A 17,236-nucleotide genomic window follows, 5' to 3' on the forward strand; every position below is an offset into this window, starting at 1 on the left:
CCGCCCATCCCCCCGACCTTTAGCGCCCGCCCATCCGCCCCGACCTCCAGCACCCCGCCAACCCACCCCCGACGGCCAACGCCCACATCAACGAACACCGACTGCCAGCGCCTGCCCATCAACCCCGTCGGCCAGCGCCCACCAACCAACGCCGTCGGCCAGCACCCACCCATGTATGGGCAGGCCCTTTCGAGCTGATGACGTCAACGAGTCAGACCTTCGACATGCCTGTGAGTCGTTGACGTCATCAGCTCCAAAGCACCCGGAACAGGTAACCGGCCCCCGGGGGCAGCCGCGCGCCAGAGCCCTCGGGCAGCCCCGCGCCGGAGCCCCAGGGCAGCCGCGCGCCAGAGCCCTCGGGCAGCCGGGCGCCAGAGCCCTCGGGCAGCCGGGCGCCGGAGCCCCAGGGCAGCCGCGCGCCGGAGCCCCGCGCCCGCCGCGCCGGGAAGCCACATCCGCCGCCCGACGGTCGGGCCACGTACCGGCACAAAGCAGGCACATGCTGCAGCAAGCCGGCACGAAGCAACGGCAAGTAGGCACGAACCGCAGGCAAGCCAGCCCGGTAATACCGCGAGCCGGCATGAACCGTGGCAAGCTGCCACGGAGCGCCGCAGAGCCGGCACGAATCGCCGCAGAGACAGGCCAGGAGACCCAGGAGACCGGCAGAGCCGGCAGAAAGCGGATCGGCCGCACCGACGGCCGGTTGGTGGAACCGGGGCGGCTACGCAACGAGGACGTAGGCCGAGAGGGCCGACCGGCCGGGCCGGAATGGACCATGGCCGCGCCGACCCCGGGGCGGGTCGACACGGCCATGGGGAGCCGGTGGGACGCGGGTGCCGGGTCAGCCCGCCGCGGAGCGGAAGACCGGGTAGTAGCCGCCGGACTGGCCGGCCGCCGTCGGGTGGTACGAGATCCCGAGGTTGACGAAGTTCAGCGCGTGCAGCCACTTCTCGCCGTAGCTGCACAGCTGGTGACCGACGAAGATGGACCGGACGTCGGCGAACGTGAAGCCGGCCGAGGTGGCGGCGGTGCGGGTGATGTCGTCCACCAGGTTGATGCCCTCGTTGATCTTCGCGCGGGAGTTCGCGCTGAGCCCCACACAGACCGTGCCGAGCTGGTAGAAGACGGGGTAGCCGACGACCACCACCCGGGCGGACGGCGCGCGGGACCTGATTCCGTTGTAGACGGTGGCCAGCTTGGCGGGCAGCTCCGCCCGCGCCTTGTTCTCGGCGGCCTGCACGGCCGCGACACACTGCGTCTCCCCCTGGAGCACACAGGTCGACATGATCGACGTGAAGCCGACGTCGTTGCCGCCGATGGTGACGCTGACCAGGGTGGTGGTCGAGGTCAGTGCGGAGAGCTGACTGTTGACCACGTCGGTGGTGGTCGCCCCGGAGCAGGCCACCGACTTGTACGAGGCGGGCTTGACGTTGGCGTTGTACAGCGCCGGGTAGGCGTTGGTGCTGCGCTGACAGGCGCCGCTCTCCGAGGTGTAGCTGTCGGCGCCGACGCCGGAGGCGTACGAGTCACCGAGGGCCACGTACCGGTCGGTGGGGGCCGCCTGGACCGGCACCGCCACGCCGAGGGTCACGCCGATGGATGCCGCGAGACTCACGGCGAGGGTCACGAGTCGGGATCTCCGCACGTCGCACTCCTGGGGGATGGGAAGTGGTGGTGGGAGATAGATATCACTCATTCACATGTTTAGGGAAGGTCATCGATGCATAGCAGGGGTTGCCAGGGGTGCCGAAAGCCGCCGAATAACCAAGCGAAGCGGTCGGGAATTCTCTCGCGAGCGGGCCGGTTGGCACCGGTATGACAACTGTGGGACTCATCGGCAGCGGCAACATCGGCGGCACCGTGGCCCGGTTGGCGGTCACCGCCGGCCACGACGTGGTGCTCAGCAACTCGCGCGGCCCGGAGACGCTGAAGGACCTGGTGGAGGAGTTGGGTCCGCGGGCCCGCGCGGCCACCCCGGCCGAGGCGGCGGCAGCGGGCGACCTGGTGGTGGTCACCATCCCGCTGCGGGCCTACCGCGAGGTGCCCGCCGCGCCGCTGGTCGGCAAGACCGTCATCGACACCAACAACTACTACCCGGAGCGGGACGGGCGTTACCCGGAGCTGGACGACGAGTCGACCACCACCAGCGAACTGCTCCAGCGGCACCTGCCACAGTCGCATGTGGTCAAGGGCTTCAACAACATCTACTTCAAGCACCTGCTCGCCCTGGCCCGCCCGGCCGGGACCGCCGACCGCACCGCGCTGCCGGTCGCCGGGGACGACGCCACGGCCAAGGCCGAGGTCACCGCGTTCCTCGACTCCCTCGGGTACGACACGGTCGACGTCGGCCCGCTCGCCGAGGGCTGGCGGTTCCAGCGCGACACCAGCGCGTACGCCGCCCTCTACGCGGCCGACCCGGCGGGCGACTTCGAGCAGCCCGCCCCGGTCGACGCGGAGCGACTGCGGGCCGCCCTGGCCGCCGCCCGCCGCTACGCCGACGCCTGACCCGACAGCACACCCGTTGGCGGGGCGGCGTCCCGGCGCCGCCCCAGCCACCACCGGCCGCCCACCACCAGCCACCCGGCCCACCAGCCACCCGGCCACCAGCCCGCCACCCGGCCAGGGTCGGATCGGCCGGTACCCGGTCAGCCGGTGGTCGCCGGCCACTCCCCGGCCAGCACCGCCCAGACCTCCACGTCGATCCGCCCCGCCGGACCGGGGGCGACCCCACGCAGGGTGCCCTCGTGGCGCATGCCGAGCCGGCGGGCCACCGCGACGCTACGCACGTTGCCGACCCGGGCATGCCACTCGACCCGGTGGATGCCGCGTTCCCGGATCGCCCAGTCCACGATCCGGGTCGCCGCGCGGGTCACCAGGCCCCGCCCCTCGGCGGCCGGCTCCAGCCAGCAGCCCGCCTCGGCCACCCCCGACACCGTATCGAAGGACACGAACATCACCCCGCCGACCAGGGTGCCGTCGACCCAGATCCCCCAGATGCCACCGGCGTCGTTCGCCCACTTCTCGGCGTACCGGTGCAGCACCCGGTGGGCCGAGTCCAGGTCGGTGGCCACGAAGGACGCGCCGACCCAGGGGGCGATGTGCTCGCGGGCCCGGTCCAGATGGGTCAGGAACTCCCCCGCGTGCCAGGGGGAGAGCGGGCGCAGCTCCGCGGTCTCGGCCAGCGGCAGCGCGAACATCCGTCAGTTCCTCCGACTCGCCACGGGCAGGCTCAGTCGCAGCGTCGGCCCGAAAGTGGGCACGAATCCCAGCGACCGGTAGAGCGGTTCGCCCTCGGCCGAGGCCCGCAGGTCGACCTTGCCGACCCCGCGCTGCCGGTACCAGTCCAGTAGCGCCTCCAGGCAGGCCCGGGAGTAGCCGCGCCGGCGGTACACCGGCTCGGTGACCACGTTGAAGACGTACCCGGTCAGGCCGTCGGGGTTGCCGGGGCCGCCGAGGCGCTGCTCGATGGTCCCGGTCGCACAGGCCGCCAAAACGCCCGACCGTTCCGGGTCGTCGACGACGAAGACCGCCATCAGGTCCGCCGGCTCGGCCAGCCGCCGGTGCAGCACCTCCCGGGCGGCCTGCTGCCAGGGGCCGGCGCGGGAGCCATCTGGTCGATGTCGGCCAGCATCACCCCGCGTAGGCGGACGATCTCACCGGCGTCGGCCACCACGGCCCGTCGAACGTTGATCACGAACGGACGGTACCGGATACCCCGGACGGGCCGTCGACCGAACCACGCTGATCGAGAACGGCGAACACGGGAGTGTCCGACTTGCCATCCAGTCCCGTCCACGGGACGCTGAGGGTCGGGATCGACACACCACCTCGGAGGCGAGATGCCCCAGCTCCGTACCGCGCCGCGCCGGCTGCTCGCCGCCACCGGCACGCTCCTGCTCGGCACCGCGCTGGCCGCCACCGGTACCGCGCCGGCCGGAGCAGCAGCCGCCACCGGGGGCACGCCGGCCGGAGCGACGGGTGGCACCGGTGGCACGGCGGCCGGCGACGTCGGCTACGTCCGGCTCGCCCACCTCTCCCCCGACACCCCGGCCGTGGACGTCTACCTCTCCGCCCCCGGCAACGGAGCGCCCCAGGTCTTCCCCGCCGTGGGCTACGGCGTCGTCTCCCACTACCTGCCCCTGGCCGCCGGCCGGTACGCGGTGGCGATGCGACAGGCCGGCGCCCCGGCCAGCGAGCCGCCGGTGCTCACCACCGAGGTGGCGGTCGGCGCGGGTGAGGCGTACACGGTGGCCGGGGTGGGTCGCTACGCCGACCTCGGCCTGCGGGTGCTCGCCGACGACCTCAGCGCCCCGGCGGCCGGTCAGGCGAAGGTGCGGGTCGTCCAGGCCTCCGTGCGGGCTCCGGTGGTCGACGTGACGGCCGACGACGGGCCGACCATCGCCGACGCCGTCCGGTTCGCCACCACCACCGACTACCGGCAGGTGGAGCCGGGACGCTGGCGGTTGCGCCTCGGGGGTGGCAGCGGGCCGACCACCGACGCCGAGGTGACCCTCCACGATGGGCGGGTGTACTCGCTGCTGGTGCTCGACGGCAAGCGGGGCGGGCTCACCACCGAACTGCGCGAGGACGCCCGGGGTGGCGGGGTCGCCCCGGCCGGCGGCGTCCCGGCGGGTGCCGGCGGGCTGGCCGCGGGCGGGCTCGGGGCGTACCCGATGGTGGGCGGCGGGCTGCTCGCGGGGGCCGTGGTGGTCGGGACGACGGTGCTGGTGCGGCGTCGGCGGCGACCGGTCTGGTGACCCGGCCCGGCTTCGCGATCCGGCGGCACCGCGCCCGGCGGGCGCCGGCCGCCGCGCTGGTCACGGCCGCTGCGGCGCTCTGCCTCGCCGCCGGCACCGGCGTCGGTCTGGCCACCGACCTTCCCCGACCGATCGCGCCGGCCGGCGACTGGCAGCCCGGCTGCGCGGCCGGCTGCGCCACCGCGGCCGGCACCCTCCCCGCCGCACCGGCTCCGCCCACCCGGGTACGCGTGGCGCGGATCGGCGTCGACTCCGCCCTCACCGCGCTCGGCCTGGACCGGGCCGGCACCCTGGTCCCACCGGCGGACTTCGACCGGGCCGGCTGGTACGGCGGTGGCCCGGCACCGGGCGACCCGGGGCCGGCGGTGATCGCCGGGCATCTGGACTCGCGACGCGGCCCGGCCGTCTTCGCCCGCCTCGGTGAGCTGCGCTCCGGCGACCGGATCGAGGTGTGGCGGGGCGACCGTCGGGTGACGTTCCGGGTCACCGGCACGCTGCGCACCCGCAAGGACACCTTCCCCACCGCCACCGTGTACGGCCCGACGCCCGGCCCCGAGCTGCGGCTGATCACCTGCGGCGGCGACTTCGACCGACGCGCCGGCCACTACCGGGACAACATGGTGGTCTTCGCCGTCGCCGATCCGCCGGCCGACCCCGTCCCCCGCTCCGCCGCCGACTGACCCGCCCGCGCCGACTACGCTCCGGCGGTGCGACTGACCAGCGTGAACGACGTCCTGGCCGCCGAGCGACGGCTCACCGGGCGGATCGTCCGGACCCCTCTGCTGGCCTGCCCGCAGCTGAGCGACGAGTTGGGGCTCGACGTCGCGGTGAAGGCGGAGAACCTGCAGCACACCGGCAGCTTCAAGGCCCGGGGCGCCCTCAACGCGCTGCTCGCCCTCGCCGAACGGCAGGCGACGCCCACCGGGCTGACCGCCTTCTCGGCCGGCAACCACGCCATGGCGGTGGCCTTCGCCGGTCGCGCCTTCGGGCTGCCCACCGTCGTCTGCATGCCCCCGCACGCGGTATCCACCAAGATCGAGGCGGTCCGCCGGTGGGGCGGGGAGGTGGTCCTCACCGACGACCTGCTCACCACCTGCCGGGCGATCACCGCCGAGCGCGGCTACCACCTGCTGCCGCCGTTCGACGACCCGGACGTCATCGCCGGCCAGGCCACCCTGGGACAGGAGTTGCTGGCCGACGGCCCACCGCCGGGCCTGGTGCTGGTCCCGGTCGGCGGTGGTGGCCTGATCAGCGGCGTGGCCGCCGCCGTCCGGGCGGCCGTCCCGACGGCCCGGATCGTCGGCGTCGAGCCGGCCACCGCCAACGTCGTCGGGCACGCGCTGCGCACCGACGGAGAAGACCCGCCGACCCGGCCGGTGTCGATGGCCGACGGGCTGGCCGCCCCGTTCGCCGGCCGGCTCACCCTGGCGCACGTACGGGAGCTGGTGGACGACATGGTGGAGGTCACCGAGGAGGACATCCGCGCCGCCTGGTGGGACCTGATGGCGGCCACCCGGCTGCTGCTCGAACCGGCGGCGGCGGTCACCCTCGCCGCGCTGCGCACCGGCCAGGTGACCGCCGCCCCAGGCACCCGGACGATCCTCCTACTCACCGGCGGCAACGTCTCCCCCACCATGCTCGCCACCCTGCCCTAACCCTCCAATCGCGCGCCAATCGCACGCCGACTGCGCTCCGGCCGGGCTCCGACCGGGCTCCGACCGCGCGCGATCTTGGAGTTCTGGTGCCTGCTTCGCGGGGATATCGCACGTTCCGTTCCCACCACAACTTCATGATCGACGCGGCGGGGTGGGGTGGGGGTGGGGGTGGGGGTGGGGGTGGGTGCTTCGCGTAGCGGAGCGGCGCTGGGTGGGAGGGGGTAGGTCTACTTCCGGGTTAGCGGAGGGGGCGGCGGCCGGCGAAGCCGCACTCGACCCGGTGGTACCAGCGCACGTCGGAGTCGCCCTCCAGCCAGCACCAGAGCACCGCCCGGCCGTCGTGTTCGCCGGGGAAGTCGAGCAGCACCGGGGCGGTCCCCTTGACCTGGATGTCGTGCGAGTTCAGCTCCTCCAGCACGCCGTGCAACCGGGCCTCCAGGGCCTTGACCTCGGCCCGGCCGCCGAGCGCCGACACCCCGGGGCCGGCCAGGTCGGCCCGTAACTCGGCCAGGTCGGCCCGGATGCCGATCAGCTCGTCGATGCGGGGACGCAGGGTGGCGACCAGGTACCGCGCCTGGGCGAGAGTGAACACCGAGTCAGTATGGGACACCCGGCGGGCCCGCACCGACCCGTCCCCGGCTTCGGTCGGCCCGGGTCGCCAACTCCGACCCGGAAGTGTCCCGGTTGACCTCGTCGGCAAGGGCACGGATGCGAGTGAGCAGCTCCGGGGATCGGCAGCCCGTCCCGGTGATCCACCACAGGCCGTCCCGCTTCGCCGACCGGCCCACCGCAGCCGTCCACACAGGTCGGTAAGTGACCCCCAGCCGTCGATGACAGCAACCCGGCCGAAGGTCCAAGATCTTTCAGGCAGGTAGCTCGACGCGGACACGTCCCTGCGTCGAGCCGAATTCGCGTGCCCGTCGACCAGCACAGGAGACCCCTCATCGTGATCAACAAGTACCCCGGAAACTGTGGCACGTGCCAGGAATGGGTGGCGGCGGGCGCCGGACAGGCGGAGAACGTCGGGGGTCGCTGGCGGCCGTACCACCAGCAGTGCGTGCCGGTCAGGACGGCGCCACCGGTCGGGGCTCACCGCGGCTGGCACGACCTGCCGGTCGTGGGCTTCGACATCGAGGGCACCGAGAACGAACCCACGCAGACCCGCATCCTCACCGCCGCCCTGGCGTACGCCGACGGCACGACCACGACGTGGCTCATCGACCCGGGAGTGCCGATCCCGTCCGAGGCCACCGACATCCACGGGATCACCGACGAGATGGTGCGCAGCGAAGGACGCCCACCCCGGGCGGCACTGGCCGAGCTGGCAACGGCGATCGGCAAGCTGATCGCGGACGACACGCCACTCGTCGCCTTTTGCGCCCAGTACGACGTCACGGCGCTGCACACCGAGCTGGCCCGGCACGGTCTGCCGCCGGTGGCCTGGGAGCGCGCCGTCATCGTCGACCCCTCGATCCTGCACCGGCAGGTCGAGCCCCGCTGGTACGGCGGTCGGCAGCTCGGCGACCTGTGCCCGTACTACGAGGTCGACCCGGGGACCGCGCACGACGCGGCGAGCGACGCACGGGCGGCGGCCGACATGGCGGTGTCGATCGCCGCCCGCCACGAGCGGATCGCCCGGATGCGCCCCGACGACCTCCACCGGGCGCAGGTCACCTGGTACGCCGAGCAGGGGCGGGACCTTCAGGCGTACTTCGACCGGCAGGGCCGCGACGAGACGGTGAGCCTGGAGTGGCCACTGGAGACCAGGCGACGCCGATAGCCGACCCCGCAGCCCTCCGGCTGCGGTGGGTGGCCGTCATCCGGTGAACCGGCCGGGCAGGTGGATTCCCCCGGCCGGTGTCCCGGCGACGGGCAGCCGTGGCCGCGCCCCGGCCACCATCGGCAGCGGCCTGCACAGGAAGACCTCCTGGTCGGGCCGGTGATGGTCCAGCGCCACGGTGAGCGCGGCACCCCGCTGTCCCGGCCCGGCCGGGGCGTACCGCATGGACCAGGGCCCGGGAGGCGGCGGCCCGGGGCGGAACTCGAACAGATCTTGGAAGATTCCGGCCCCGGGAGGGCCATCTGCCACCAAGCCACGGGCGAGCCGCCGAGAACCGCCGCGCACGGGCAACACGTGTTACCCACAGCCGGCGCAAGGGCCCCATGCTGGGGCGTGACTGGCCCCTGTTCCTGCTCGTATCAGTCGGCCTGGGCGGCCAGTTCGCGGGCTCGGTCCCGGGCCGCCTCCAACGCCGCCAGCATGGCCGCGCGCACCCCGTGCTTCTCCAGTTCGCGGATGGCGGAGATGGTGGTGCCGGCCGGGGAGGTGACGGCCTCGCGGAGCTTGACCGGGTGCTCGCCGGAGTCGCGCAGCATCACCGCCGAGCCGATCGCGGTCTGCACGATCAGCTCGTGCGCCACCTGCCGGGGCAGGCCGAGCAGGATGCCCGCGTCGATCATGGCCTCGACCAGCAGGTAGAAGTACGCCGGACCGGAGCCGGAGAGCGCGGTGACCGCGTCCTGCTGCGACTCGGGCACCCGCAGGGTCGCACCGAGGGGAGAGAACATCTCCTCGGCCAGCGCCAGGTGCTCCCCGGTGGCGTGCGCGCCGGCCGAGATCGCGCTCATCGCCTGGTCGACCAGGGCCGGGGTGTTGGTCATCACCCGGACCACCGGGGTGCCCTCGGGCAGCCGGCGGTTGAAGAAACCGGTGGGCAGGCCGGCGCAGAGCGAGATGACCAGCTTGTCGGCCGGCACCTTCGGACCGATCTCGTCCAGCAGGATGCCCGCGTCCTGCGGCTTCACCGCGATCGCCAGCACCGCCGCCTCGTCCACGGCGGTCAGGTTGTCCACCAACCGTACGCCGTACCGGGCGGCCAGTTCCTCGGCGCGGGCGGGACGCCGGGCGGTGGCCAGCAGTCGCTGCGCCGGCCAGCCGGACCGCAACAGCCCGGAGAGCATCAACTCACCGATCTTGCCCGCCCCGATCACCGCGACGGTGTGCTTCGCCGACCCCATCCCACCCCTCCGTCACCTTCGCCCGATCCACCCCGCCCGTCGCCGCCACCCCACCACTGCCGTGCCTGCCACCCTCCGCCCACCCGCCCCGGGCGTCGACCGGTAACCGAGGCTGTTCATCGAGATCGACTCGAACAGGCCCCGGCGCGACACGCGAGGCGGGTGGGACGGCGGACAGCGAGGTGGGGAGGGGACGGGATCAGCTGCCGAAGAAGACCTCGGCCTCGTCGTAGCGCTCGATCGGGACCGTCTTCAGCTCGCGGGTGGCCTCGGCCAGCGGCACCCGGACGATGTCCGTGCTCTGCATCGCGACCATCTTGCCCCAGTCGCCCTCGTGGGCGGCGTCGATGGCCTGGAGGCCGAGCCGGGTGGCCAGCACCCGGTCGAAGGCGGTCGGGGTGCCACCGCGCTGGATGTGCCCGAGCACGACGGTACGGGCCTCCTTGCCGGTCTTGTCCTCCAGCTGCTCGGCGAGCCACTGGCCGATGCCGCCGAGGCGGACGTGGCCGAAGGCGTCGAGCTCCTGGTTGTGCAGGACCATCTGGCCGTCCAGCGGCTGGGCGCCCTCGGCGACCACGACGATCGGGGCGTACTGGTGCTGGAAGCGCTTCTCGACGTAGCCGGCGACCTGCTCGACGTCGAACTTGCGCTCCGGGAGCAGGATCACGTTGGCGCCACCGGCCAGGCCGGCGTGCAGGGCGATCCAGCCGGCGTGCCGGCCCATCACCTCGACGACCAGGGTGCGGTGGTGGCTCTCCGCGGTGGTGTGCAGCCGGTCGATCGCCTCCATCGCGATGTTGACGGCGGTGTCGAAGCCGAAGGTGTAGTCGGTGGCCCCGAGGTCGTTGTCGATCGTCTTCGGCACGCCGACCACGTTGACGCCCAGCTCGTGCAGCTTGGTGGCGACACCGAGGGTGTCCTCGCCGCCGATCGCGATCAGCGCGTCGACGCCCTGCGTGGCGAGGTTCTCCTTGATCCGCTCCACGCCGTTCTCGATCTTGAACGGGTTGGTGCGGGACGAGCCGAGGATGGTGCCGCCGCGCGGCAGGATGCCCCGCACCTCGGGGATGCCGAGCGGCTTGGTCAGGCCCTCCAGCGGGCCCTTCCACCCGTCCCGGAAGCCCACGAACTCGTGACCGTAAGTGGCGACGCCCTTGCGGACCACCGCCCGAATGACCGCGTTGAGACCTGGGCAGTCGCCGCCGCCGGTGAGCACGCCGATACGCATGATCTGCTCATCCTCCTGGAGCATCAGGTGAAGCCCGGATAAGCCCCAGGATATGTGTCAGATCAGACCATCGGCACCGTTGCCGGCCCGGGGCGGGCCGTCAGTGCGCACTGTAGTCGGCGTGGGTGTACGCCGACACCGCGCCCCGGCCGGTACCGCCCGCCCGGTCGACTACCGGTCAGTAGCTGACCTCGTGGTTCTCCCCCGCCCTCGGCGGCTTCCCGGTCACCGCCGCCTTGGCGAACCCGAGCAGGTTGACCACCGTGCCACCCGGCGAGTCCCAGTACTCGGCCGAGCCGGCGTGCACCTTGAGCAGGGTCAGCCCGGGGGTGTCCAGACCGTCCGGGAACCAGGCCGTGAGCGCCGGATTCCACAACTGCTCGGCCCTGGCCCGGTCGTACGCCTCCTGGGCGGTGCCGGAGATCGAGACCCAGGCGTGGTGGCGCTGGTCGGAGAAGGCGACGTTGACCTCCGGGTTGACCCGGGCCTGGCGCATCTTGGCCGAGTCGGCATAGGCGAAGAACCACAGGTCGCCGTCGAACTCGGCCGCCTGGAGCGCCATCGGCCGGCTGAGCATCCGGCCGTCCACGCCGATCGTGGTCAACATGCAGATCCGCGCGTCCCGGATCAGGTCGGTCACCCTCCGCCGGGCGTCGGTGATGGTGGTCGCGTCGTCGGCCATGGCGCACTCCCTCGGATCGGCTCGCCCGAACCGGTGCCCTGGCCGGCAGCGGTCAAACCTGCCGACCGCCACGGGCTGTCATCGCCCGCCATCGGGCCAGGTTGTGCCGGGCGTCGACCAGCGCGTCGTGCCGGTCGGCCTCCGCGTCCGGCAGCCGGGGACGGCCGAGGTCGTCCCAGAGCTGCCGCAACTCCTTGGTGAACCGGGGGATCTCCCGGGGCAGGGCCGGCATCGCCCCCCAGAGCTGGGCCAGCACCACATGGTCGTACGCGGCGTACCAGGCCCACAGTTCCAACTGCTCGCCCGGTCGGTCCCGGATCGGCTCCAACAGGAAATCGTGCAGGTCGTCGCGGATGCGGGCCCGGGAACGCCAGGCGCGGTCGGCCGGTGAGGGAAGCTTGTCCAGCACGTTACGGCGGACCCAGGGCACGGCGCGGGAGTCGTCGAACTCGGTGGAGACCGCGTAGAACTCGCGGCCGTACTCGTCGACGACACCGATCGACACGAGGTCGACGCTGCGGCCGTCCTCGATGAATTCGCAGTCGTAGAAGTAGCGGTAGACCATCGCGGTCCATCCTCGCCCACGGTCGGTGACCGTCGCCGGGCGGGGTGGCGGACCGCGCGGGACGACGGCCGGCGGCCGTTCGCCGCAGCTCGGGAGTGTCACGGATAGGTTTACAGGGGTGTACAGCAAGCGACTGGGCCGTCATGATCTGATGTGTACCGCTACCGGACGCCGAACCGGTGTCAGTTCACCTCTTCAGGGGCCGTCAGGGTTCACCCGGTGAGCGAAGTTGTGGTCCGTGACCGGGGGAGGGGTGGGGCGGTGGAGATGCGCCTGCCGGAGCCGGGTGACGCCCTCACGGGGGTGGAGATGTTCGCCGGGCTGGAGCCGGAGGTGCGCCAGCGGGTGATCGCCGCGGCCGTGCCGCGCACCTACCGCAAGGGCCAACTCCTCTTCGTGGAGAACGATCCCGGTGAGTCGCTGATCGTGCTGCGTCGCGGGGCGGTCGCGGTGTTCCGCACCGCGCCGACCGGCGAACGTGCCGTGCTGTCGGTCATCCGACCGCCGGACGTGCTGGGCGAGGTCTCCCTGCTGGACGCCTCCACCAGGTCGGCCTCGGCCGAGGCGATCGAGGACTGCGCCGCGCTCGCCCTGTCCCGTCCGGCCTTCATGGAGTTGGTGCACTCCAACCCGCGCATCCTGGACGCGGTGATGCGGTCGCTGGGTGGTCTGATCCGGCGGCTCACCGAGCAGAACGCCGACCACGTCTTCCTCGACCTGCCCGGTCGGGTGGCCAAGACGCTGGTCCGGCTGGCCGGGGAGAGCCAGGCCCCGATGATCACCATCGAACTCAACCAGAGCCAACTGGCCGAGATGGCGGGTGGTTCCCGGCAGAGCGTCAACCAGGCGATCGGTTCCTTCGCCAGCCGGGGCTGGCTCCGTACCGAGGGCCGACGGATCGTGGTCACCGACGTGGCCGCGCTACGGCGACGGGCCGGCATGAGCGACCGCTGACGCCACCCGCCCGCCCCCGGGTGGACCGGGAGCGGCCCGGGTCGGGAGCATCTGGGCAGGGAGGCACCTGGCCGTGGCGGTCAGGTCGGGAGAGAACACCCGACGGCGCGGCCGGCGGACCGAGGTCCACCGGCCGCGCCGGTCACTCAGTTGCCGCTGTCGTCCGCAGGCGGGGCGCCCGGCCCCGGTCCGATCTTGTCCGGGGGTGTGCCCGGCCCGGGTCCGATCTTCTGTGGCTTGGGTGGCTTGGTCGTGGTCGTGCCAGCGTCCGAGGCCGTCTGGCTGTCGGGGCTCTCCACCATGCCCTGTTCCTCCATTCTGGCGAGAGTGACCGCGTCGACGTCGACCGTCTCCCCGGGAGACCGGACGGTACCGCCCGGGTCGGTCCAGTAGGCGGACAATCGCACCTGCACGGCACTCTCCTGACAGTGAACTTTCCTCGTGAGGAACACTAGTGGCGGCCGACCAGCCGCACGGTCCGCCCGCACGTCGGGTACCCGACTGGCCTCCGCGGCGGGATACTGGGATCTCCTCACGTACGGAGTTCGTCATCGACCTCAAGTGTGGGCACTGCTCTCGGGCGGCGGGACCGGACGACCTCTTCTGCGGCGGCTGCGGACAGGCGCTGACGCTCGGCTGTGCCTCCTGCGGGCACGGCAACAGTCCCGAGGCCAACTTCTGCACCAACTGCGGGCAGCCGCTGCGCGACCACGCGGTCAGCGTGCAGGAGGACCGCCGCCAGGTCAGCGTGCTCTTCATCGACATCGTCGACTTCACCACGTACGCCGAGCGGGCCGACCCGGAGCAGGCGCGCAGCCTCCAGCAGGCGTACTTCGCCACCGTCCGCAAGCTGGTCCACCAGTACGGCGGGGTGGTGGAGAAGTACATCGGCGACGCGGTGATGGCCCTCTTCGGCGCTCCGGTCGCCACCGACAACGACGCGCTGCGCTGCGTACGGGCCGGCCTGGAGCTGCAACGCAGCCTGGCCCGGCAGGCCGCCGGGCCGCAGCCACCGCTGGGTTTCCGGGTCGGCGTGGCCACCGGTGAGGCGCTGGTGGACCTCTCCGCCACCCGCGACGGCGGCCAGGCCTTCGTCACCGGCGACGTGGTGAACACCGCCTCCCGGTTGCAGGCGCTGGCCCCCGCCGGCGGGGTGGTCGTCGACGAGAGCACCTGGTCGGCCACCCGGCACGAGTTGGAGTACGTCGACCGGCCGCCGGTCACCCTGCGCGGCCGCTCGGCGGTGAGCCGGATCTGGCTCGCCGTCCGGGCCCGGCCGCGCACCGACCCGCAGGCCGCCGAGCTGACCCCGATGGTCGACCGGGAGCACGAGCGCGGCCTGCTGGTCAGCGCCCTGCACCGCACCGTCAACGAGCGCGCCTCCCAACTGGTGACCGTCTTCGGTCCAGCCGGGGTGGGCAAGAGCCGGCTGCTGCGCGAGCTGTCCCGGCACGCCGCCAACCTGCCCGGCCACCGGGTCACCTGGCTGGTCGGGCAGTGCCCGCCGTTCGGCGAGAACGTCACGTACGCCGCCCTGGCGGACATCGTCAAGGGTTGGCTGGGGGTGCCGGAGACCGACGACCCGGAACCGCTGCGCGATCGGCTGCGTCAGCGGCTGGGCCAGCTCGGCGACCCGCACCCCGGACGGTTGGCCAGCGCGCTCGGGCCGCTGCTGGGAATCGCCGGGGAGCGGCTCAACCCGGGTGAGACCGAGGCTGCCTGGCGGCGGTTCCTGCTCACCCTGGCCGGGCGGGGCCCGACCGTCCTGGTCTTCGAGGACATGCACTGGGCCGACCAGGCGATGCTCACCTTCGTCGAGCAGCTCGGCGCGGCGGCTCGGGGCGTACCCCTGCTGGTGGTGGCGACCGCGCGGCCGGAGCTGCGGGAGCGGCATCCGGCCTGGACCGGCACGATCAGCGGCGCGATGTCCATCTCGGTGCCGCCGATGCACGACACGGACATCGACACCCTCTACTCCCTGCTGCTCGGCCAGGCCGCGTTGCCGGCGGCGGCCCGCACACCGCTGATCGAGTTCGCCGACGGCAATCCGCTCTACGCCCAGGAGTACGCCCGGATGCTGATGGACGGCGGGCTGCTGGAGCCGGCCGCCCGGTTCGACCCGGCCGGCAGCACCGACATGCCGCGCACCGTCCAGGCGGTCATCGCCAACCGGCTCGACCTGCTCGACCCGGCCGACCGGGCGGTGCTCCAGGCCGCCGCCGTGGTCGGGGTGCAGTTCTGGGCGGCGCCGGTGGCGACCGCCCTGGGCCGGACGGTGACATGGGTGGAGCGGGCGCTGGACCGGTTGCAGCGCCGGGACATGGTCCTCGAGCTGCCCACCTCCACGATGGCCGGTCGGCCGGAGTACCGGTTCCGGCACATCCTGGTCCGCGACGTGTGCTACCAGCGGTTGCCCCGGGCGGAACGGGTGCTGCGTCACCAGCGCACCGCCGACTGGCTGGCCCAGCTCACCGACGCCGGGCAGCAGGATCTGGCCGAGGTGCTGGCCAACCACCGCTGGACCGCCCACGAGATCGCCCGGACCGTCGGACTGGACCCGACCCCGTACGCCATGGCGGCCCGGACCGCGCTGCACCGGGCCGCCCGCCGGGCCAGCGCGCTGCACGCCCTGGACAACGCGGCGACGCTGGTCGGCCGGGCCCTGGCGATCGGCGGGGATCCCGACCCGGGGCTGGAGTTGTTCGCCGCCGAGCTGGCCTTCTTCCGGGACGGGGACGCGTTCCTGGTCGACGGGGGCACGGAGACGTTGACCGGGCTGGTGGACCGGTTGGCCGCCGCCGGGGACCGTTCCGGCGCGGCCCGCGCCTGGACCCTGCTCGCCACGGCCGCCTGGAGCCAGGCCGACCGGTCCGAGACGCTGCGCTGCCTGGACCGGGCCAACGAGATCTACGCCGAGCTGCCCGAGTCCGAGGACAAGGCGGAGGCGTTGCTGGAGCTGGCCCGGGTCCGGATGCTCAACGCCGAGACCGATCCGGCCTGCGCGGCGGCGCGCGCGGCGGCCGAGCTGGCCGAGCGGCTGTCGCTACCCGAGGTACGGGCCAACGCCCGGATCACCCTGGCGGTGGCCCGCTACCTGGCCGGCGAGCAGCAGGCGTACGCGGAGCTGGCCGAGGTGGCCGAACAGTGCCGGGTCGACCGGCTGGCCAGCAGACGCCGGGCGGTGCAGAACCTGGCCTGGGCGGCGCAGGAGGAGGGCGACCTGGCCCGGTCGGTCCGGCTGGTCGACGAGCAGCGCTCGCTCGACCTGGGCGGCGGGCACAGCCTGGCGACGAGCTTCGCCGACCAGTGGGCGCGGGCGTACTACGCCGGTGACTGGGTGGCGGCGCTGGAGATGGCCACCGAGTCGACCCGCCGACCGACCGCCGAGTGGGATCTGCACATCGTCGCGATCTCGGGTTGGATGCGTGCGCTGCGGGCCGACTGCGGGCCGGCCGGCGAGGCGTCCCGGCCGCCGGTGCCGACCCGGCCCGCTGCGGGCGATGCCGGCCCGGCCGGCGTCGACGCCGGTGCGGATCGTCACGACCTGGTGTCCCAGGCCGTCGTCGCCGCGCGGCGCAGTGGCTTCCACCGGGTGCTGCGGTCGACGTTGGCGCACGCCGCGCTCTGCCGGGCCGTCCGCGGTCGACGGGACGAGGCGATGCGGCTGCTGGTGGAGCTGGACGAGGACTGGCGCAGCACCCGGATGATCCCGTTCGCCGAGTGGGTGCCGGCGGTGGGACATCTCGCCGCGGTGCTCGGCCCGGACGCCGCCCGGCTGGTCCACGACATGCTCGACCGGTCCCCTCGGATGACCCCCTGGGCGGAGGCCGCCGGTCAGGTCGCCGAGGCCACCCTGGCGCTGGCCGACGGAGCCGCCGACCGGGCCGCCCGGCTGTTCCGGACGGCGGCGGAGAGCTACGCGCGGATGACCGACACCACCGACCACGTGCTGACCACCGCGCTGTCGGTGCGGGCACTGGCCGGCATCGACCCCGGCCAGGCGGCGGTCACCCTCGACCGGGTACGCGACTTCGCCGACCGCAACGGCATGCCCGGTCTGCTCCGGCTGGCCGCCCCGGCAACGGCCGCCCCGACCTGACCGGACGAACACCAGGCGAAGTATTCCGCTTTCGCGGTGAATGTGACTTTTCGCGGACCACCAGCCCGTGCGCACCGCACCGGAGCGGCAGAACCGCCCGCCGATGAGCGGCACCGGGCAGCCGGCGGGCAGGCGGGGCCGCCCCTCGACCCACGGCGGGCCGCCCCACCCGCGCGGCGGACCGCCGATCAGCGGCCCCAGCAGCCCGTACGGCAGCGGTTTCCGGGCCGGGCCGGGGACGGTGAGGCCGTCGGAACAGCTCGGGGAGGAGACCGGAC

At 73.3% G+C, this 17,236-nt stretch carries 18 protein-coding genes; 7 read left to right on the forward strand and 11 right to left on the reverse strand.

Annotated elements, in window-relative coordinates:
• Positions 1-841: 841 nt before the first annotated feature.
• A complete protein-coding gene (locus tag ACIG87_RS08785; protein WP_396849497.1) occupies positions 842-1,645 on the reverse strand; it encodes an SGNH/GDSL hydrolase family protein in 804 nt (267 codons plus the stop codon).
• A gap of 170 nt (positions 1,646-1,815) precedes the next feature.
• Between ACIG87_RS08785 and ACIG87_RS08790 the strand changes: the two genes are divergently transcribed.
• Positions 1,816-2,505, forward strand: a complete 690-nt coding sequence (locus ACIG87_RS08790; protein WP_396849499.1) for an NADPH-dependent F420 reductase — start codon at positions 1,816-1,818, stop codon at positions 2,503-2,505.
• Positions 2,506-2,645: 140 nt separating this feature from the next.
• Here the strand turns inward: ACIG87_RS08790 and ACIG87_RS08795 are convergent, their stop codons facing one another.
• The 3 genes from ACIG87_RS08795 to ACIG87_RS08805 are packed head-to-tail and all read right to left on the reverse strand — an operon-like array spanning position 2,646 to position 3,694.
• A complete protein-coding gene (locus ACIG87_RS08795) occupies positions 2,646-3,197 on the reverse strand; it encodes a GNAT family N-acetyltransferase (protein ID WP_396849501.1) in 552 nt (183 codons plus the stop codon).
• 3 nt (positions 3,198-3,200) lie between these two features.
• Positions 3,201-3,569, reverse strand: a complete 369-nt coding sequence (locus ACIG87_RS08800; RefSeq protein WP_396849503.1) for a GNAT family N-acetyltransferase — start codon at positions 3,567-3,569, stop codon at positions 3,201-3,203.
• Positions 3,533-3,694: a hypothetical protein gene (locus ACIG87_RS08805; RefSeq protein ID WP_396849505.1), complete on the reverse strand. Its 162-nt coding sequence runs from the start codon at positions 3,692-3,694 to the stop codon at positions 3,533-3,535. The genes ACIG87_RS08800 and ACIG87_RS08805 overlap by 37 nt, the downstream gene beginning before the upstream one ends.
• A gap of 145 nt (positions 3,695-3,839) precedes the next feature.
• On the opposite strand from ACIG87_RS08805, the gene ACIG87_RS08810 reads away from it, so the two are divergent.
• Genes ACIG87_RS08810 through ACIG87_RS08820 form a run of 3 tightly spaced genes read left to right on the forward strand, consistent with a single transcriptional unit; the run spans position 3,840 to position 6,412 of the window.
• Positions 3,840-4,757, forward strand: a complete 918-nt coding sequence (locus tag ACIG87_RS08810) for a DUF4397 domain-containing protein (protein WP_396849507.1) — start codon at positions 3,840-3,842, stop codon at positions 4,755-4,757.
• Complete coding sequence (locus tag ACIG87_RS08815) at positions 4,754-5,437, forward strand: class F sortase (protein WP_396849508.1); 684 nt, start codon at positions 4,754-4,756, stop codon at positions 5,435-5,437. Before ACIG87_RS08810 ends, ACIG87_RS08815 begins: the two co-directional genes overlap by 4 nt.
• Before the next feature lie 27 nt (positions 5,438-5,464).
• Positions 5,465-6,412, forward strand: a complete 948-nt coding sequence (locus ACIG87_RS08820; protein ID WP_396849510.1) for a threonine/serine dehydratase — start codon at positions 5,465-5,467, stop codon at positions 6,410-6,412.
• A gap of 238 nt (positions 6,413-6,650) precedes the next feature.
• Here the strand turns inward: ACIG87_RS08820 and ACIG87_RS08825 are convergent, their stop codons facing one another.
• Positions 6,651-7,004, reverse strand: a complete 354-nt coding sequence (locus ACIG87_RS08825) for a DUF2203 domain-containing protein (protein ID WP_396849512.1) — start codon at positions 7,002-7,004, stop codon at positions 6,651-6,653.
• 354 nt (positions 7,005-7,358) lie between these two features.
• Between ACIG87_RS08825 and ACIG87_RS08830 the strand changes: the two genes are divergently transcribed.
• Positions 7,359-8,192: an exonuclease domain-containing protein gene (locus ACIG87_RS08830; protein WP_396849514.1), complete on the forward strand. Its 834-nt coding sequence runs from the start codon at positions 7,359-7,361 to the stop codon at positions 8,190-8,192.
• Positions 8,193-8,228: 36 nt separating this feature from the next.
• On the opposite strand, the gene ACIG87_RS08835 is transcribed toward ACIG87_RS08830, so the two are convergent.
• The 5 genes from ACIG87_RS08835 to ACIG87_RS08855 all read right to left on the reverse strand — a co-directional run bounded on the left by ACIG87_RS08835 (position 8,229) and on the right by ACIG87_RS08855 (position 11,905).
• On the reverse strand, positions 8,229-8,417 hold the full coding sequence (locus tag ACIG87_RS08835) for a hypothetical protein (RefSeq protein WP_396849516.1): 189 nt from the start codon (positions 8,415-8,417) through the stop codon (positions 8,229-8,231).
• A 194-nt stretch (positions 8,418-8,611) separates the two neighbouring features.
• Positions 8,612-9,430 carry a pyrroline-5-carboxylate reductase gene (gene proC, locus ACIG87_RS08840; RefSeq protein ID WP_396849518.1) on the reverse strand — a complete coding sequence of 273 codons (819 nt, stop codon included), beginning with the start codon at positions 9,428-9,430 and terminating at the stop codon, positions 8,612-8,614.
• A 199-nt stretch (positions 9,431-9,629) separates the two neighbouring features.
• Positions 9,630-10,658, reverse strand: a complete 1,029-nt coding sequence (locus ACIG87_RS08845; protein ID WP_396849709.1) for a 6-phosphofructokinase — start codon at positions 10,656-10,658, stop codon at positions 9,630-9,632.
• Between the two features lie 178 nt (positions 10,659-10,836).
• Positions 10,837-11,340: a pyridoxamine 5'-phosphate oxidase family protein gene (locus ACIG87_RS08850; RefSeq protein ID WP_396849519.1), complete on the reverse strand. Its 504-nt coding sequence runs from the start codon at positions 11,338-11,340 to the stop codon at positions 10,837-10,839.
• A 52-nt stretch (positions 11,341-11,392) separates the two neighbouring features.
• Positions 11,393-11,905, reverse strand: a complete 513-nt coding sequence (locus ACIG87_RS08855; RefSeq protein WP_396849521.1) for a polyadenylate-specific 3'-exoribonuclease AS — start codon at positions 11,903-11,905, stop codon at positions 11,393-11,395.
• A gap of 261 nt (positions 11,906-12,166) precedes the next feature.
• On the opposite strand from ACIG87_RS08855, the gene ACIG87_RS08860 reads away from it, so the two are divergent.
• Complete coding sequence (locus ACIG87_RS08860; RefSeq protein ID WP_043967208.1) at positions 12,167-12,859, forward strand: Crp/Fnr family transcriptional regulator; 693 nt, start codon at positions 12,167-12,169, stop codon at positions 12,857-12,859.
• 146 nt (positions 12,860-13,005) lie between these two features.
• On the opposite strand, the gene ACIG87_RS08865 is transcribed toward ACIG87_RS08860, so the two are convergent.
• Positions 13,006-13,272 (reverse strand): hypothetical protein, encoded by a 267-nt coding sequence (locus ACIG87_RS08865; RefSeq protein WP_396849523.1) that lies wholly within the window; start codon positions 13,270-13,272, stop codon positions 13,006-13,008.
• 41 nt (positions 13,273-13,313) lie between these two features.
• Here ACIG87_RS08865 and ACIG87_RS08870 point away from each other — a divergent pair, with 41 nt between their 5' ends.
• Positions 13,314-16,958, forward strand: a complete 3,645-nt coding sequence (locus ACIG87_RS08870; protein WP_396849525.1) for an adenylate/guanylate cyclase domain-containing protein — start codon at positions 13,314-13,316, stop codon at positions 16,956-16,958.
• The last annotated feature ends 278 nt before the right edge of the window (positions 16,959-17,236 follow it).

Origin of the sequence: Micromonospora sp. NPDC051925 (genome assembly GCF_044548625.1) — a bacterium.
Taxonomy (GTDB): Bacteria; Actinomycetota; Actinomycetes; order Mycobacteriales; family Micromonosporaceae; genus Micromonospora.

Bases quoted from the DNA above. Each gene is read 5' to 3' on its own strand.
- ACIG87_RS08810 (WP_396849507.1), top strand. From the start codon at position 3,840: ATGCCCCAGCTCCGTACCGCGCCGCGCCGGCTGCTCGCCGCCACCGGC.
- ACIG87_RS08835 (WP_396849516.1), bottom strand. From the start codon at position 8,417: ATGCGGTACGCCCCGGCCGGGCCGGGACAGCGGGGTGCCGCGCTCACC.
- ACIG87_RS08850 (WP_396849519.1), bottom strand. From the start codon at position 11,340: ATGGCCGACGACGCGACCACCATCACCGACGCCCGGCGGAGGGTGACC.
- ACIG87_RS08845 (WP_396849709.1), bottom strand. From the start codon at position 10,658: ATGCGTATCGGCGTGCTCACCGGCGGCGGCGACTGCCCAGGTCTCAAC.
- ACIG87_RS08790 (WP_396849499.1), top strand. From the start codon at position 1,816: ATGACAACTGTGGGACTCATCGGCAGCGGCAACATCGGCGGCACCGTG.
- ACIG87_RS08795 (WP_396849501.1), bottom strand. From the start codon at position 3,197: ATGTTCGCGCTGCCGCTGGCCGAGACCGCGGAGCTGCGCCCGCTCTCC.
- proC (WP_396849518.1), bottom strand. From the start codon at position 9,430: ATGGGGTCGGCGAAGCACACCGTCGCGGTGATCGGGGCGGGCAAGATC.
- ACIG87_RS08855 (WP_396849521.1), bottom strand. From the start codon at position 11,905: ATGGTCTACCGCTACTTCTACGACTGCGAATTCATCGAGGACGGCCGC.